We start from the raw sequence: 14921 nt of genomic DNA, 5'->3' as shown, positions 1-14921 counted from the left end.
GAGCAGTCGAGGCGAAGACCGAAGGAAGTCCGATTGATCCGCGTGAACGAGGACGATCTCGACGGCGAACCCTGTGGCCCTGTGCTCTACGAGGGGAAGCGATTCACCGGGGAGTCCGTGGACGAATTGCCGGACGGAACCCTGATTTCGCTGACCAGCTATGCGAATGGCCTTCAGGACGGCCCCGACCAGGAGTGGTACACGGACGGCAGCAAGCGCGCCGAGGGCCTGTTCCGGCAGGGCGTCCCGATCGGAGTGCACCGCACATGGGATCCGGACGGACGACTGGTGCGCGAGATCGAGTTCAGCGACGGTGGCCGAATCCTCCGCCGTCGTGGCTTCGACACCGCCGGCAACGTGACCCGGGAAGACGCGGGGTGATCAGCCCCTGAAGACGAGCCGCAGCGCTCGGAGCTCGGCCGAGCATCACCGCGTGGTTCCAGCGTCAGGCCGGCGAAGCCCTGTGCTGCGCGAGCCCCTGACAGCTCGCGCAGCACAGGTACGAACGATTCCGCACCGGTTGACCAAAAATCGAGTTCAAGCTCGAGGGCCGGTCAACGCCGACGCTTCGATCTTCGGCCGAGGTAAGGACAAGCAATGACTGAAATCAAGCGCCCCCCGCAGAACCTCGACGGCCTTGAGACGAGGATCGAAGCCCTGTCCCGGAACGTGGACAGATTCTACGAAAACCTCACGAAGGCCCCGGCGCTGGCGCTGAACATCGCACAGCAGTCCCTGCAGATCACCCAATGGCAGCTGCAGCTCGACCCGAACGCCGAGCGGTTCGAAACCTATTCGAGCCTTCTCGTCGCCGCGCGTGCCGGCGGAGCTCTGTTCGAAGGTGCGAACAACACCGGTGAGCAGTTCGACTACATCATCCGAACGAACATCACCCTCACCCCGATCGGCCCCACGCACAATCACACACCGGCAGCATGGCTGCAGGCACTGTGGACCGCGACGATCTGCAGAGCTCGCAACCTCGTGTCCGACCTCTGCCGGACCCCTGATGAAACGCTCCGGGCGGCCGGACAGTACGACGAATACATCTACGCCTGGATCGATGCGCTCAAGGCCTTTTTCACCAACGGCGAAGATCTGTACGAGAAGATCAACCGAAGCATCGAACTGACAGATCCCGCGCGGCTGACCAACTCCACTCCGGAAATCGCACTGCTGCGCTACTACCCGTCGATGAAGCTGCTGTTCAGCCTGGCCCGGAGGGAATCCGGGCAGTTCAACGCGGATCTCGCCGAAGCGGTCGAGCTGCACCAGCGCTTCTGGACCGCGAACAACGAGCGGTTGAACTCCCCTGATGGGTTCTTCGCACCAGGCCCGACGGCTCTCGCAGCCGTCGCCCGCGACTTGGGGATCCCCATCGATGTGGAATCCGAATACCTGCCGCGGAACTTCGTCAACGATTTCTGGGTGCAGACCGCCGACGAATCCAGCTGAATACCACCACAAAGGGAGCAGCGCATTCCGCGACCGCGGCATGCGCTGCCATGCTTTGCGGGAAAATTTTTCCCACTGGCTTCTCGCGCTTCTCGGCAAGGTGGCTGGAGCGGGATGTCGACGGCAACCTCGTAGTCAATGTCAGGAGCTTCAACGATGAACGCAACGTCAGCCTCTGGCCCACCGGATTCCGGCAGCCCGGATCCTCGGGAGCTGCTGAATGACCTCTGCAACGAGATGGTGGACCTCGCACCGGAAGAGGGCTGGCTGCGCATCGACCTGATGAGCAAGATGACCGTGCCGGTCCAGGACCTGTCGTTCACCGTGATCATGGAGGACGGTTCCAGCCCGGAGGTCACTCCCACCGACGAGTTCAACGTCATCCTCGCGAAGCTGCGCACCGCCATGTACCAGCCGGATCCCGGCGCGTGGTTCTCCGCGCGGGTGATGATCAGCCCGCCTGCCAAGGTCAACTACCACTTCAACTACGAGTTCGAGCCGGAGTGGGACCCGCCGATCGAAGCTGGCTGCTACGTCGAAGACCTGGAGATGTTCCCGCGCGATCCGCTGGCGATGCCGGTCTGGCTGAAGGATCGGGTCCACGAGGCCGGCAAGGAGAAGCACTGATGTCCGTTCCCGGGCAAGTTCCGCTGAACCCCGCTCAGGTCGACGAGCTGATCAAGGGGATCACCACCCGTCTGGTGCACAGCCTTCCCGCCAGCTGGGATCAGCTGTTCGTCGACTTCCGCTCGGTGGGCACCTACGTCGAGGTCTCCGCGCAACTCATCAACGTCTTCGGGCAGGCCCACGAGTGGGACGCCCCGGCGTGGCTCGTGCAGGAGTTCGCCGACCTCCGCCAGGGCATGTACCGCGAGGGCAGCGGAACCTGGTTCGCGGTGAAGTACCACCTGGCGCACTTCGCCAAGATCGGTGTCAACTACGAATGGCAGGCCGAACCGCGGTGGACGCAACCACCACCGCCCGACAGCTTCCGCCAGGAGCTGGAGCTGTTCCCGCGAGACCCGGAGAACACCCCGGCATGGCTCGCGGAGCGCACGTCGAACTGACCGGGTCTCAGAGCTGGGTTCGGCCCAGGTGGTGACCCACCGAGACGAAATTGGCTTGCCCTCGCTTCGAAACCAGGGGTCATGAAAGGAGATCCCGTGCCAACCTCCCAGGCGTCCCCGAGGCTCCTCGAACAGCGGCTCGGTCCTGTGCAGCAGGTCGAATCCGCGAAGTCCGACATGGAAACCGCGGCTACGACCCGGCGTCGTTCTACCGCTCACCGAGTTGTTCGCAGTGCCCAGTCAGACGAACCCGGTTGAGCCGGTCGAGGAAGTCCGGGCGATCTTCGATCGCACGATCTCCCGAGGCTGGAGGCCCGAGACCACCAAGGGCGCCACAGCTGCACAGATTGCGGAGTTCGTGGCGGAGCAAGGTGTCACTTCGATTCCGATCGCTCTGCATGAGGTCTACAGCCTCGTAGGCCAGGCCCCCGGTTTGTGGGTGAGCGGAAGCATGTTCGGCGTCGTCGGCACCGGCAGGAGGTTGAAGGCCGAGGCCGCTTCCCTGCTTGAAGAAACGGAGCTGGGAGCAAGCGGAGCTCTGGTGCTCACCGGGCACGGAGGCTACGAGTACCAGTTCATCCCCGGTTCCTCGACCGCTGAACCGAACCCCTCGGTGTGGCTGGTTCGCGAATCGGATGACGAGGACGAGAGCGACGAGCCGACCGTGATCGAGACCTGGCCGAGCATCACCGCATGGCTCCAGTACCAAGCGGACGAAGTTCTGCGCTGGCGCGAGACCTTTGCAGCTCGCCCGGGAGCAGGCGACGAACTCGTGACCCGGTATTTCACCGTTTGACCGGATGCACTGGTGCGGGGAGTCGAGTTCGCGCGCTGTTCAGGGCTGCGTCCGGCCCAGGTGATCAGCTGTTCGGGTGGTTTCCGGGAGGCGGTGCTCCGGGGTCAGGCGGAGGACCAGGTCGCAGGCCGCGTCGAGGGTGCAGCGGTGGCCCACCGAGACGAAGACCGGCTTCACGCCGTCCTGGGTGCGGAGGGCCCTGCCGACGACTTCGTCGTCCAGGCGCAGCGGTGACCACTCACCTCGGCCCTCGCCCGGCGGCTCGTAGCGGCCCATCGCCGTCTTGCCCACGCCGATCGCGGGGAGGTCCGTCAGGACACCGAGGTGGCAGGCCAGGCCGAAGCGGCGCGGGTGGGCCAAGCCCTGGCCGTCGCAGACCAGGACGTCCGGCCGCACCGACAGCTCGGCCATCGCCGCCAGCAGCGGCGGCGCCTCGCGGAAGGCGAACAGGCCTGGGACGTAGGGGAACTCCGCCGTCCCCCGCACGATCGCACTGTCCACAACGGACAACGTCGCCACGTCCAGCACGGTGACCACGGCGACGATCTCGTCCTCGTCGCGGTAGGCCACGTCCAGGCCCGCCGCCGTGCGGACCGGCGGTGGCTCCTCGATGCGGACCAGCGGGCGCAGGCGCTCCTGGACCGCGACGGCTTCGGACTCCGTCTTCGGCCACTCGTGCGGGATCACGCCGCAGAGCGTAGTCCCGACCGCGGAAACCGCTTCAGACCGGTTTCCGCGCTCACCTAAGGACTTCTGGGAACACCGGGAAAAACTCGTTCCCGGAGGTTTCAGTCGAAGCGGGGCGACTCGGTGCGGGTGCGCTTCAGCTCGAAGAAGTACGGGTAGGAGGCCAGCGCCCGCGCGCCGTCGAACAGCTTCGCGGCGTCCTCACCTCGCGGGATGCGGGTGATCACCGGGCCGAAGAAGGCCACTCCGTCGACGTGGATGGTCGGGGTGCCGACCTCGTCGCCGACCGGGTCCATGCCGGCGTGGTGGCTGGCGCGCAGCTCCTCGTCGTACTCGGTGCTGGTGGCCGCGTCGGCCAGCGACTCCGGGAGCCCGGCCTCGGCCAGCGAGTCGCGGATGACCTGCGCGTAGTCCTTCTCGCCCCGGTCGTGCAGGCGGGTTCCCAGCGCCGTGTACAGCGGCGCCAGCACCTCGTCGCCGTGGTGCTTGGCCGCGGCGATGGCCACCCGGACCGGGCCCCACGCGTTGTCCAGCAGCTCGCGGTAGTCCGCGGGCAGATCGCGGCCTTCGTTGAGCACCGACAGGCTCATCACCCGGAAGTGCAGGTCGATGTCGCGGACCTTCTCGACTTCGAGGATCCAGCGCGACGACACCCAGGCGAACGGGCACACCGGGTCGAAGTAGAAGTCGACGCGGGGGCGGGCGGTGGACGTCATGCGGCCTCCAGGATCTCGGGGGATCGTCGGCGGGCACGTTCGGATGCGACCCGCCGAGGGTATGAACCCCGGAGAGGGCGATTATCTTCCCGACACGCCGGGCTTCCGCGCGCACCACGCCGGGGCGCGGGCCCGCGCGCGGTCGTGATTTGATTCCAGCGCCAGGTCGCCGCCGGGCGTGCCTGGACCAACCAGTCCCGACGAGCAACGAGGTGATCCGTGGCCCCGCCGAACCTCACCCGCGAACAGGCCGAGCAGCGCGCGGCGCTGCTGGAGGTCCAGTCCTACGACATCGAACTGGACCTGTCCGCGGGCGCGGGTGGGCCGGACGTGGAGACGTTCGGTTCCACCACCACGGTGCGGTTCCGCAGCGCGCAGGCGGGGGTCGACAGCTGGATCGACCTGGTCGCCGACCGGGTGCGCGGTGCCGTGCTCAACGGCGTCGAGCTCGACGTCTCCGACTACGACGAGTCCACCGGCATCCGGCTGCCGAACCTGGCCGCCGAGAACGAGCTCGTGGTGCGCGCCGACTGCGCCTACACCAACACCGGCGAGGGCCTGCACCGGTTCATCGACCCGGTCGACGGCGGCGTCTACCTCTACAGCCAGTTCGAAACCGCCGACGCCAAGCGGATGTTCACCTGCTTCGACCAGCCGGACCTCAAGGCCGTCTACCGGATCACGGTGGACGCCCCGGCCTCGTGGAAGGTGATCTCCAACGCCACCGCCGAGGTCGCCGACGCGGCCGACGGCGTCAAGCGGCACACCTTCGCCACCACCGAGACGATGTCGACCTACCTGGTCGCGCTGGTGGCCGGGCCCTACGCGGAGTGGCGCGACGTCTTCCCCGGCGAGGACGGCCAGGCCGAGATCCCGCTGGGCATCTACTGCCGCGCCTCGCTGGCCGAGCACCTCGACGCGGAGCGGCTGTTCACCGAGACCAAGCAGGGTTTCGGCTTCTACCACAAGGCCTTCGGGGTGCCCTACCCGTTCGGCAAGTACGACCAGTGCTTCGTGCCGGAGTTCAACGCGGGCGCGATGGAGAACGCCGGCTGCGTCACCTTCCTGGAGGACTACGTCTTCCGGTCGAAGGTCACCGGCTACCTCTACGAGCGGCGCTGCGAAACGGTGCTGCACGAGATGGCGCACATGTGGTTCGGCGACCTGGTGACCATGCGCTGGTGGAACGACCTGTGGCTCAACGAGTCCTTCGCCACCTGGGCCAGCGTGCTCGCGCAGGTCGGCGCCACCGAGTACGGCAGCGCGTGGACGACCTTCGCCAGCGTGGAGAAGTCCTGGGCGTACCGGCAGGACCAGCTGCCCTCCACCCACCCGGTGGCCGCCGACATCCCGGACCTGCAGGCCGTGGAGGTCAACTTCGACGGCATCACCTACGCCAAGGGTGCCTCGGTGCTCAAGCAGCTGGTGGCCTACGTGGGGCTGGAGAACTTCCTGGCCGGGCTGCGGGTCTACTTCGACCGGCACGCCTGGGGCAACGCGACCCTGGACGACCTGCTGAAGGCGCTGGAGGAGGCCTCCGGCCGCGACCTGTCGTGGTGGAGCGCGCAGTGGCTGGAGACCACCGGCCTGAACATGCTGCGGCCGCGGTTCAGCACCGACGACGAGGGCCGGTTCACCTCGTTCTCGGTGGTGCAGAACGGCGCCCGGCCCGGGGCGGGCGAGCTGCGCACGCACCGGCTGGCGATCGGCATCTACGACGACGAGGGCGGCAAGCTGGTGCGCAAGCACCGCGTCGAGCTCGACGTCACCGGTGAGGTCACCGAGGTGCCGGACCTCATCGGCGTGCACCGCGGCAAGCTGGTGCTGGTCAACGACGACGACCTGACCTACTGCTCGCTGCGCTTCGACCCCGACTCGCTGGCGACGCTGATCGACCGGATCGGCGACATCGACGAGTCGCTGCCGCGGGCGCTGTGCTGGTCCACGGCGTGGGAGATGACCCGCGAGGCCGAGCTCAAGGCGCGCGACTTCGTCACCCTGGTCCTCGGCGCCTCCGCCGAGGGCGGTATCGGCGCGGAGAGCCAGATCGGCGTGGTGCAGCGGGTCCTGCTGCAGACCCAGACCGCGCTCGCGTCCTATGTGGATCCGTCGTGGCAGGCGGAGGGCTGGCGCCGGTTCAGCGCCCGGCTCTTCGAGCTGGCCCGCGCCGCCGAGCCGGGCTCGGACCACCAGCTGGCGTTCGTCAACTCGCTGGCCGGTTCGGTGCTGTCCGCCGAGCAGGTCGCCGAGCTGCGCGGCTGGCTGGACGGGTCCGCCCCGCTGCCCGGCCTGACCGTCGACACCGACCTGCGCTGGGCGCTGCTGCAGGCGCTGGTGGCGCACGGTGCGGCCGGTGAGGCCGAGATCGACGCGGAGCTGGAGCAGGACCAGACCGCGACCGGCCGCCGCCGCGCGGAGCGGGCGCGGGCGCTGATCCCGACGCCGGCGTCCAAGGAGAAGGCGTGGCAGCGCGCGGTGCACGACGACCAGCTGCCGAACGCGGTCAGCGACGCGATCATCGCGGGCTTCCAGCACCCGTCCCAGCGGGAGCTGCTGACCTCCTACGTGCAGCGCTACTTCGCGGAGATCGACGAGGTCTGGCAGCGCCGCTCCAGCGAGCGCGCGCAGCCGACGGTGATCGGTCTGTTCCCGTCGTGGGCCGTGACCGACGAGACGGTCTCGGCCGCGGACGCCTGGCTGGCCGATGAGCACGCTCCGGCGCTGCGCCGCCTGGTCTCGGAAGGTCGCGCGGGCATCGTCCGCGCCCTGGCGGCTCGGGAGTTCGACCGCTCCTGACCCGATCCGGTGATGTGCGGAGGGCGTCTCCAGTCGGAGGCGCCCTTCGCTTCGTCCTGGACGCGATGGCGTGTCGGGGCCGACATCGTTCACCACGTGCGGCCTCGGCGGGCGCTCCTCGGCGACCACCCGGGTGGGCGAGGTTCGGGGCGCTGGTCTTTGCAAGTCACCGCTCGGGCACGCATGGTGATCGGGCAAGGTGCCGTGTTCCTGGTGCGTGAGGGGTGGGAGCGGCGATGCCCGAGTTGATCACCGCGGTCGCCCAGCTGATGTGGCCGCTGATCGCGCTGCTGGCGATCGTCGTGTTCCGGCGCGCCATCGGACGCGTGCTGCGCACGGCCGAGAAGCGCGAGCTGGAGTTCGAGATCGGTGGCCAGAAGCTCACCATGCACCAGGTCAACGACCAGCAGAACGAGATGATCCAGGACCTGCAGCGCCAGCTCAGCACGCTCAGCAAGGAGCTGGCCGAGCGCGACCGCACCGACGTCGCGGAGCCGTCGATGAAGACGGTCGTCCCGGTCCCCGCGCTGCCCGACGGCCCGGACTTCCCCGTCGCGGGCAACGGCGAGCCGCCCGACCGGGAGCTCTCCGGCAACGGCGACGGTCACGGCGAGGTGCCCGCGGTGCGGGAACCGGTGGGCTCGGAGCCGTTCGCCGTGCTCTGGGTCGCCGAGAAGCCCCAGGCGCACGCGATCCTGGCCGAGCAGCTCCGCGACAACGGGGTGCGCGTCACCATGGTCACGACCACCGACGCGGCGCTGGCCGAGCTCTCACAGCGCCCCTACCGGCTGATCGTGGAGGACATGGGCAGGCAGGAGAACGGCAGGTGGCGGCCGGACGCCGGGCTCGCGCTGCTGCGCGAGCTCCGCGACCTCGGCGTGGACACCCCGGTGATCGTGTTCAGCAGCCAGCAGCTCCAGCAGCAGTACGGCGAGCAGGCGCGGCGCTCCGGCGCGGTCGGCACCACGTCGTCGACCTACGAGATGTTCCAGAACTTCCAGAGCTTCGACCTGCTCTGACGCGAACGGCCCGCGCACCTCGCCGCACGAGGTGAACGGGCCGTTCGCGGCAGAACGCGGGTTGTCAGTGGTGGACTCGGGACTCCTGGTACGAGGTGCCCGCCGCGTCGGCGAGCATGCGCAGGGCGCCGATCAGCCCCTCGATCAGCTCGCCCTCCTTGAACGACGCCACCATGCTCATCGCGGCCAGCTGGCAGCTGCGGTCCGGGATGCGCCGGTGCGCCTCGTCACCGGTGACGATCTCGAACTTGCGCTGCCCCGGCGAGACCGCGATCAGCACGCCCTCGGCCGCGCGCGGACCCATGTCGGCGTGCAGCTCCTCGGCCTGCTTGCGGGTCTCCTCGCCGAGGTCGCCGAGGTAGATGCCGAACTCCAGGCCGGTGCTGCGGCTGGACAGGGTCAGCGCCTCGTCGAGCCGCGCGAGCTGGCCGGGGTTGAACGGCAGCGCGGGGCGATCGGGCTCCACGCGGCGCGCGACCGACAGCCGACCGGTGGCCGTGAGGGCCTCCCCGGTGCCGAGCTCCCGCGCGTCCGCGGTCCGCCCCGCGACCTCACCAGTTGCCACGTGCGCCTCCCCGAGCAGTGCTGGGCCGCGCGTCCTCCGCCGCGGCCTCGGATTCCACGTCCGCCATCGGAACGGCGTTGTTCACGCCCGCCGGATTGGCCACCCACAACACCGGCGCGAAGTCCCACTTCTGCCCCGCTCGATAACGCGGGCGGGTGAGCTTCGGCCACATCGCGATGAGCACGATCAGGCCGTAGATGGCCGCTGGGATCACCGCCAGAGCGAGCACAGTCTCCACGACAGTCACGCCAGTACGGTAGCCGATGACCACCGCCTCATGCGCCACGACCTCGCACGGTGCATGATCGGCGTGGTCGATCACCGCTCGGATCCGCCCCGCGTCGCCGCGGGCCGGCCGACGCGATGCCGGGGCTCCGCACGTCCCCGGTTCGGGTTTCCACTGGTCGAGCCAACGACGAGACCCGAAGAACTACGTACGGTTACTAGTCAAGAGTGTTATACATCACTTAAAGTAACTCGTTCAGGCTAATCGCTGCCACCGAATGGAGTCCAACCAGACGGTTGCAATGCGCGGCGACTTGGCGGCTTGTTCCTGAGGGCCTCTGCTCCTAGTTTTTCACCTGTATGGGTCTTGCATATTTGATCACACGCGCTCAAAACGTCATTTGAATGCGGGAGGCACACAATGTCGATCACCGGAACCGCCACTCAGACCAGCGCCCTCACTCGTCTGACCGCAGGCCGACCACTGCGCGAACACAGCGTCGCCCACCGCGGTGTGCGCATCAGCGGCCTCGCCGGAGGTGTGCGGATCAGCGATCGACAGCAGGGCGTCCGCATCAGCGGCGAGCACGGCGTGCGCATCAGTGCTGAGCGCGGAGTTCGCATCAGCGGGCGCCAGGGCGTTCGCATCAGCGGACGGAGCGGTGTGCGGATCAGCGGTGAAAGCGGCGTCCGGATCAGCGGAGAGCGCGGTGTGCGCATAAGCGGACGCAGCGGCGTGCGCATCAGCGGTGAGCACGGAGTTCGCATCAGCGGACGACAGGAAGGCGTCCGCATCAGCGGACGGAATGGCGTGCGCATCAGCGGGCAGCACGGTGTGCGGATCAGCGGACAGCGCGGAGTTCGCATCAGCGGACAGCAAGGTGTTCGCATCAGCGGGCGGAGCGGAGTGCGCATCAGCGCACGAGAAGGTGTCCGGATCAGCGCCCAGCACGGCGTGCGCATCAGCGGCCGGAGCGGCGTGCGGATCAGCGGGCAGCAGGGTGTGCGGATCAGCTGACCGGGCGTGGCGCAGTTCGCACCGCGTCACCACCCGGTCCGCCGCTTCGCCTTCAGGCCGCCGGTTCGCCCAGGTAGGGCAACCAGAGCGGGTCCGTCTCGGACAGGCCCGCCAGCAGTCGCCAGTGCCGCCCTCGCGGCGCGCGCGGCGCCACCGGCAGGCGCCAGCCCAGTTCGCTCAGCGTCTTGTCCGCCTTCCGGTGGTTGCACTTGGTGCAGCAGGCGACGCAGTTCTCCCACGTGTGGGGGCCGCCTCGGCTGCGCGGCACGACGTGATCTATCGTTTCCGCGCGAGCACCGCAGTACACGCACCGGTGGTTGTCCCGCAGCATCAAGGCCGCGCGGGTCAACGGCGTCCGGCCGCGGTACGGGACTCGCACGAAGTTGCTCAACCGGATGACCGATGGGACCTCGACGGCGGAAGTCGCCGAGTGCAGCACCATGCCCGCCGAGTCGCCGTGCACCACTTCGGCCTTGCCGCAGACGAGCAGCACGATCGCGCGGCGCAGCGGGAGCGCCGTCAGCGGCTCGAACGTGGTGTTGAGCAGCAGGACCCGCCGCTTGCGCCAGGACGGCGCGTGACCGGGAGGCCGGTCGAGCTGCGGCAGGGAGCCACGGCTCGGCGGGCACAGCGAGGCCCGCGACGCGAGGCTCGTGGCCTTCAGCGCCGGTTGTCGGGTCGGTTGTCGGTCGGGCACGCGACCACCTCCACCGGTGTCGGGCAAAGTTCAGCACAGAACCCCGTCCGAACGCACGTGTGATTCGACACCCGCGGCGCCGAACCTGCGTCGATTCTTCTGGATCAAGGCCTCTTCCGGCAACGACGCGCGCCGGTGGCGATGCTCGTTTCCGGTGAAACCGGCGCGTCGAGATCAACTGGCCGGCGCCCCGGGCACGTATCGTCGCGGGCGTGACCGACGCTCAAGCCCAGCTGCGCTACCCCACCGCCGACCGCGACGACGTCGTCGACGACCTGCACGGCCACCAGGTGGCCGATCCCTACCGGTGGCTGGAGGACCCGGCCGACGCGCGCACCGAGGCGTGGTCGGCGACGCAGGACCAGCTCGCCCGCACCTGGCTGGACGCGCTTCCGGGGCGGGAAGCCGTCGCCGAGCGGATGCGCTCGCTGCTGGCGGCCGGTTCGGTCTCCGCACCCGCGTGGCGCGCCGGGCGCGCGTTCTTCACCCGCCGCGAACCCGACCAGGAGTTCCCGGTGCTCTACGTGCGCGAGCGCGACGGCAGCGAACGGGTGCTGCTGGACGTCGCGGCGCTGGACCCGTCCGGGCTGACCACGCTGGACAGCTGGTCGCCGAGCCTGGAGGGCGACCGGCTGGCGTACCAGATCTCGGTCGGCGGCGACGAGGAGTCGCTGCTGCACGTGCTCGACGTGGCCACCGGCGAGCTGGTCGAGGGCCCGATCGACCGCTGCCGCTACTCGACGATCGCCTGGATGCCGGGCGGCGCGGAGTACTTCTACGTCCGGCGGCTGGCCCCGGAGCTGGTGCCCGACGGCGAGGAGCAGTTCCACCGGCGGGTGTGGCGGCACCGCGTCGGCACCGACCCGGACTCCGACGACCTGCTGGTGCACGGCGAGGGCCTGGACCACACCTTCTACTACGGCACCCGGGTGTCGCGGGACGGCCGCTGGCTGGTGATCGAGGGCAGCCCCGGCACCGCCCGCCGGGACTCGGTGTGGATCGCCGATCTGACCGCGGGCGGCGACGTGCCCGCGATGCGGCAGGTCGTGGACACCTCGGACGGCTACCGGGCGGGCGCGTGGGTGGAGCGCGACGGCCGGTTGTACGTGATGACGACGCTGGACGCGCCGCGCTGGCGGCTGTGCGTGGCCGATCCCGAGCGGCCCGAGCCGGAGCACTGGACGGAGCTGATCGCCGAGCAGCCGGATTCGGTGCTGGAGGCGGTGCGCTGGTTCGACACCGGTGACGGCGACCCGCAGCTGGTCGTGCTCCGCACCCGGCACGCGGTGTCGGAGGTGACGCTGCACGACCCGGCCACCGGCGACCGGACCGGCGACGTGCCGCTGCCCGGCACCGGTCAGGTCACCGCGCTGACCTCGGTCGACGAGGACACCGACCACGACAGGGACCGGCTGTGGATCGGCTGGACCGACTTCGCCACCCCGCCCTGCGTGCACGCCTACGCGCACCGCACCGGCCAGGTCGCGCTGGACCAGCGCGCGCCGGGCGCCGTCGAGCTGCCCGCGGTGCACACCCAGCAGGTCACCTACCGGTCGCTGGACGGCACGCCGGTGCGGATGTTCCTGCTGAGCCCGGCCGCCGAACCGGACCGCCCGCGGCCGGTGTTCATGACCGGCTACGGCGGGTTCTCGCTGTCCCGCGAACCCGGCTACACGCCGTCCGCGCTGGCCTGGGTGGCCGCCGGTGGCGTGTGGGCGCTGCCGTCGCTGCGCGGTGGCGGCGAGGAGGGCGAGCAGTGGCACGAGGCCGGCATGCGCGAGCAGAAGCAGCACACCTTCGACGACTTCCACGCCGCCGCGCAGCACCTGATCGACGAGGGCTGGACCACCGCCGATCAGCTGGCGATCTCCGGCGGCTCCAACGGCGGCCTGCTGGTCGGCGCGGCCCTCACCCAGCGCCCGGACCTCTACCGGGCGGTGGTGTGCTCGGCGCCGCTGCTGGACATGGTCCGCTACGAGCGGTTCCTGCTCGGCCGCACCTGGAACGACGAGTACGGCACCGCCGACGACCCGGAGGAATTGGTCTGGTTGCTGTCCTACTCGCCCTACCACAACGTCTCCGAGCAGACCGACTACCCCTCGGTGCTGTTCACCGTGTTCGAGTCGGACACCCGGGTTGACCCGAATCACGCCCGCAAGATGTGCGCGGCGTTGCAGCACGCCACGAGCTCTGACCCGGCGAAACGTCCGATTCTGCTGCGCCGCGAGACCGAGGTGGGGCATTCCGCGCGCTCGGTTTCCCGTACTGTGGGGCTCGCGACCGACCAGCTCGCCTTCCTCGCGGAGGCCACCGGGCTGATCTTGGACTGAGCCCCCGAACTCGGTCCGGGCAGCCGATTGGTCGAGTTTCGTGCGCGGCGGGGCGCGCACGACGCTCGGGGCGGTGCGGTTCGCGAGCGAGTCGGTGCGGACACCGACCTCGCGGGATCTGAACGACAGCATGGAGACCCCCGAACCCATGGAACTGCCGCTTTTGACCGAACCGCAGTGCGCGAACGAACCGGGCTGGTGCCGCACCGTCTACACCTGGACGGGCAACAACTGGCTGGCCTCCTACTCCGACCTGCTCATCGCGAAACCGCTGAACATCCTGATCATCCTGATCATCGCGTTCATCGTGCGCTGGCTGGTGCACCGCACGATCAACCGGCTGACCCGAGGAAACGGCAAGCCCCCGAAGCTGCTGACCCCGCTTCGGGAACGCCGGGCGGACGCGCTGACCGCCGAGCTGCTCTCGGAGCGCCGGATCCAGCGGGCCCGCACCATCGGCTCGGTGCTCAAGTCGATCGCATCGCTGCTGATCTACGGGATGGCCGCGATCTACGTGCTGCAGGAGCTGAGCATCCAGGTGATGCCGGTGCTGGCCTCGGCCAGTGTGCTCGGTGTCGCGGTCGCCTTCGGCGCCCAGAACCTGGTGCGCGACTTCCTGTCCGGCATGTTCATGCTGGTCGAGGACCAGTACGGGGTCGGTGACGTGGTCGACCTCGGCGAGGCCAGCGGGACCGTGGAGGCCGTCGGCATGCGCGTGACCACGCTGCGCGACATCAACGGCACCGTCTGGTACGTCCGCAACGGCGAGATCCTGCGGGTCGGCAACTCCAGCCAGGGCTTCGCCTTCGCGGTGGTGGACTTCCCGATCTCGCACACCAGCGACGTGGAGAAGGCCATCACGGTCGCCACCAAGGTGGCCACCGACGCCACCTCGCGGGAGCCGCTGTCCAAGGACGTCCTGGACCCGCCGGAGATGCTGGGCGTGGACAAGATCACCGCCGACACGATCACGCTGCGGCTGACCGTCAAGGTCCGGCCCGGCCGCCAGTGGTCGGTGCAGCGCCGGCTGCGGGCGGAGATCAAGCGCGCCTACGACGAGGAGGACATCGAGCCGCCGTACCCGTACGGCCGCCCGATTCCGCCCACCAGTCCGGTGCAGCCGTGACAGCGGGCGGGCCGCCCCTGAGAGGATGTGCCTCGTGACTTCCGTGACGAGCTTTTACGAGCAGGTCGGCGGCGAGGCGACCTTCCACCGCATCGTGGCGAAGTTCTACGAGGAGGTGGCCAAGGACGAGCTGCTGCGCCCGCTCTACCCCGAGGAGGACCTGGGCCCGGCCGAGGACCGCCTCCGGCTCTTCCTGATGCAGTACTGGGGCGGCCCGCACACCTACTCCGAGCAGCGCGGGCACCCGCGGTTGCGGATGCGGCACGCGCCGTTCAAGATCGGCCCGGCCGAGCGCGACGCGTGGCTGCGCTGCATGCGGATCGCGGTGGACGAGGTCCAGCTCTCGCAGCAGCACCGCGACCAGCTCTGGCAGTACCTGGAAATGGCCGCCGAGAGCATGGTCAACTCCTGGTTCTGACGGGAC

The 14921-nt window shown here is 69.1% G+C and carries 16 protein-coding genes; 10 read left to right on the top strand and 6 right to left on the bottom strand.

Annotated elements, in window-relative coordinates; genetic code table 11:
* Positions 1 to 42: 42 nt before the first annotated feature.
* The 5 genes from OU416_RS20625 (at position 43) to OU416_RS20605 (ending at position 3318) form a co-directional block, all read left to right on the top strand.
* Positions 43 to 381 carry a toxin-antitoxin system YwqK family antitoxin gene (locus tag OU416_RS20625; RefSeq protein ID WP_270928638.1) on the top strand — a complete coding sequence of 113 codons (339 nt, stop codon included), beginning with the start codon at positions 43 to 45 and terminating at the stop codon, positions 379 to 381.
* 216 nt (positions 382 to 597) lie between these two features.
* Positions 598 to 1455 carry an immunity 49 family protein gene (locus OU416_RS20620; RefSeq protein WP_270928637.1) on the top strand — a complete coding sequence of 286 codons (858 nt, stop codon included), beginning with the start codon at positions 598 to 600 and terminating at the stop codon, positions 1453 to 1455.
* 156 nt (positions 1456 to 1611) lie between these two features.
* Positions 1612 to 2082 carry a hypothetical protein gene (locus OU416_RS20615; protein WP_270928636.1) on the top strand — a complete coding sequence of 157 codons (471 nt, stop codon included), beginning with the start codon at positions 1612 to 1614 and terminating at the stop codon, positions 2080 to 2082.
* Entirely contained in the window at positions 2082 to 2522 is a 441-nt protein-coding gene (locus OU416_RS20610) for a hypothetical protein (RefSeq protein ID WP_270928635.1), read from the top strand. Before OU416_RS20615 ends, OU416_RS20610 begins: the two co-directional genes overlap by 1 nt.
* A 232-nt stretch (positions 2523 to 2754) precedes the next feature.
* On the top strand, positions 2755 to 3318 hold the full coding sequence (locus OU416_RS20605) for a hypothetical protein (protein ID WP_270928634.1): 564 nt from the start codon (positions 2755 to 2757) through the stop codon (positions 3316 to 3318).
* Between the two features lie 39 nt (positions 3319 to 3357).
* Here OU416_RS20605 and OU416_RS20600 read toward each other — a convergent pair whose 3' ends face one another.
* Together OU416_RS20600 and OU416_RS20595 are read right to left on the bottom strand one after the other, a co-directional pair.
* Positions 3358 to 4005 (bottom strand): endonuclease V, encoded by a 648-nt coding sequence (locus tag OU416_RS20600; RefSeq protein WP_270928633.1) that lies wholly within the window; start codon positions 4003 to 4005, stop codon positions 3358 to 3360.
* A gap of 101 nt (positions 4006 to 4106) precedes the next feature.
* Complete coding sequence (locus OU416_RS20595; RefSeq protein WP_270928632.1) at positions 4107 to 4721, bottom strand: mycothiol-dependent nitroreductase Rv2466c family protein; 615 nt, start codon at positions 4719 to 4721, stop codon at positions 4107 to 4109.
* Positions 4722 to 4940: 219 nt separating this feature from the next.
* On the opposite strand from OU416_RS20595, the gene pepN reads away from it, so the two are divergent.
* Positions 4941 to 7517, top strand: a complete 2577-nt coding sequence (gene pepN / locus OU416_RS20590) for an aminopeptidase N (protein WP_270928631.1) — start codon at positions 4941 to 4943, stop codon at positions 7515 to 7517.
* 236 nt (positions 7518 to 7753) lie between these two features.
* On the top strand, positions 7754 to 8536 hold the full coding sequence (locus tag OU416_RS20585) for a DNA-binding transcriptional response regulator (RefSeq protein ID WP_270928630.1): 783 nt from the start codon (positions 7754 to 7756) through the stop codon (positions 8534 to 8536).
* A gap of 64 nt (positions 8537 to 8600) precedes the next feature.
* Here the strand turns inward: OU416_RS20585 and OU416_RS20580 are convergent, their stop codons facing one another.
* From OU416_RS20580 to OU416_RS20565, 4 genes are all read right to left on the bottom strand, one after another.
* Complete coding sequence (locus OU416_RS20580; RefSeq protein WP_270928629.1) at positions 8601 to 9101, bottom strand: DUF5130 family protein; 501 nt, start codon at positions 9099 to 9101, stop codon at positions 8601 to 8603.
* Entirely contained in the window at positions 9088 to 9423 is a 336-nt protein-coding gene (ctaJ, locus tag OU416_RS20575; RefSeq protein ID WP_258958370.1) for an aa3-type cytochrome oxidase subunit CtaJ, read from the bottom strand. The genes OU416_RS20580 and ctaJ overlap by 14 nt, the downstream gene beginning before the upstream one ends.
* 300 nt (positions 9424 to 9723) lie before the next feature.
* Positions 9724 to 10374 carry a hypothetical protein gene (locus tag OU416_RS20570; RefSeq protein ID WP_270928628.1) on the bottom strand — a complete coding sequence of 217 codons (651 nt, stop codon included), beginning with the start codon at positions 10372 to 10374 and terminating at the stop codon, positions 9724 to 9726.
* 22 nt (positions 10375 to 10396) lie between these two features.
* Positions 10397 to 11041, bottom strand: coding sequence for an HNH endonuclease (locus tag OU416_RS20565; protein ID WP_270928627.1), 645 nt, complete (start codon positions 11039 to 11041; stop codon positions 10397 to 10399).
* Between the two features lie 212 nt (positions 11042 to 11253).
* Here OU416_RS20565 and OU416_RS20560 point away from each other — a divergent pair, with 212 nt between their 5' ends.
* The 3 genes from OU416_RS20560 to OU416_RS20550 all read left to right on the top strand — a co-directional run bounded on the left by OU416_RS20560 (position 11254) and on the right by OU416_RS20550 (position 14915).
* The gene (locus OU416_RS20560; protein WP_270928626.1) at positions 11254 to 13371 is read left to right on the top strand and encodes a prolyl oligopeptidase family serine peptidase; all 2118 of its coding nucleotides are present in this window, start codon (positions 11254 to 11256) and stop codon (positions 13369 to 13371) included.
* A gap of 148 nt (positions 13372 to 13519) precedes the next feature.
* Positions 13520 to 14497, top strand: a complete 978-nt coding sequence (locus OU416_RS20555; RefSeq protein WP_270928831.1) for a mechanosensitive ion channel family protein — start codon at positions 13520 to 13522, stop codon at positions 14495 to 14497.
* A gap of 25 nt (positions 14498 to 14522) precedes the next feature.
* Complete coding sequence (locus tag OU416_RS20550; protein ID WP_270928625.1) at positions 14523 to 14915, top strand: globin; 393 nt, start codon at positions 14523 to 14525, stop codon at positions 14913 to 14915.
* Positions 14916 to 14921: the final 6 nt, after the last annotated feature.

It is taken from the genome of Saccharopolyspora indica, from assembly GCF_027853965.1.
Classification (GTDB): Bacteria; Actinomycetota; Actinomycetes; order Mycobacteriales; family Pseudonocardiaceae; genus Saccharopolyspora; species Saccharopolyspora indica.
Note: the sequence above shows the minus strand (reverse complement) of the source record. Positions and strands in the feature narration are given on the sequence as shown.

Excerpts from the sequence above, each read along its gene's own strand:
- OU416_RS20585 (WP_270928630.1), top strand. The coding sequence starts at position 7,754 with ATGCCCGAGTTGATCACCGCGGTCGCCCAGCTGATGTGGCCGCTGATC.
- OU416_RS20555 (WP_270928831.1), top strand. The coding sequence starts at position 13,520 with ATGGAACTGCCGCTTTTGACCGAACCGCAGTGCGCGAACGAACCGGGC.
- OU416_RS20610 (WP_270928635.1), top strand. The coding sequence starts at position 2,082 with ATGTCCGTTCCCGGGCAAGTTCCGCTGAACCCCGCTCAGGTCGACGAG.
- OU416_RS20595 (WP_270928632.1), bottom strand. The coding sequence starts at position 4,721 with ATGACGTCCACCGCCCGCCCCCGCGTCGACTTCTACTTCGACCCGGTG.
- OU416_RS20620 (WP_270928637.1), top strand. The coding sequence starts at position 598 with ATGACTGAAATCAAGCGCCCCCCGCAGAACCTCGACGGCCTTGAGACG.
- OU416_RS20615 (WP_270928636.1), top strand. The coding sequence starts at position 1,612 with ATGAACGCAACGTCAGCCTCTGGCCCACCGGATTCCGGCAGCCCGGAT.
- OU416_RS20550 (WP_270928625.1), top strand. The coding sequence starts at position 14,523 with ATGTGCCTCGTGACTTCCGTGACGAGCTTTTACGAGCAGGTCGGCGGC.